The sequence below is a fragment of the Mesotoga sp. H07.pep.5.3 genome, from assembly GCF_002752615.1.
GTDB classification, from domain to species: domain Bacteria; phylum Thermotogota; class Thermotogae; order Petrotogales; family Kosmotogaceae; genus Mesotoga; species Mesotoga prima.
Genome location: NZ_AYTV01000001.1, coordinates 220,653 through 221,327 on the forward strand (window position 1 = coordinate 220,653; position 675 = coordinate 221,327).

Sequence of the window (675 nt, forward strand, 5' to 3'; positions counted from 1 at the left end):
CTGAGAACAGGGGTCGAAGATCGATTTTCAAGGAAGAGCCTTCATGTATAGAGGTTTTCATCTCTTCTATTGACGATTCTGGGTTTCTATTCCTGTCTTTGACATCGATTCTGATCACCAAGCTATCTGACAGTCCGTAAGGATCTGTGGCAGTTACAGTTGCAACCTTTTCTCCCTTGTCGTTGTACCCTGGAGAGTACTGATAGCTGTTGTCGACGACTATACCATAGCCTTCCACTTCGAATTGAAGATCATCCCCGTCAGGGTCAACGAAAAGACTTCCCAGATCGAGGTCAAGAGTGAAACTTTCCATGATGCTGGTGTTTATCGAGGGTGATAACGTTACGGGCGATCTGTTTACGTTTTCTACCGTGACTTTGAAGAACCCTACGCTTTCAAGTCCTTTATTATCTTTTGCCGTTAGTGTCACTTCATGTATTCCTTCGGAATCGAAGTCAGGAGTGAATAGATAATGGTCATCCTCAATGAAGCCCAGTCCGTCTGCGATTTCGAAGGTGACCTCATCTCCATCGGGATCGAAAATGAAACCCTTCAGGTATATTTTCAACTGCTCTCCCTCTTTCACCGATTGATCGGGAATAGATATTTGAGGAGGTCTGTTGACATCTATTACAGATATGATTATTGGTAGAGAAAGACTTCCTCCGTTGTTAT

The 675-nt window shown here is 43.7% G+C and carries 1 protein-coding gene; it reads right to left on the minus strand.

Going from position 1 to position 675, the window contains the following annotated elements:
- A partial coding sequence (locus V513_RS14055; RefSeq protein ID WP_257211853.1) for an Ig-like domain-containing protein occupies positions 1-675 on the minus strand: 675 nt, incomplete at both ends.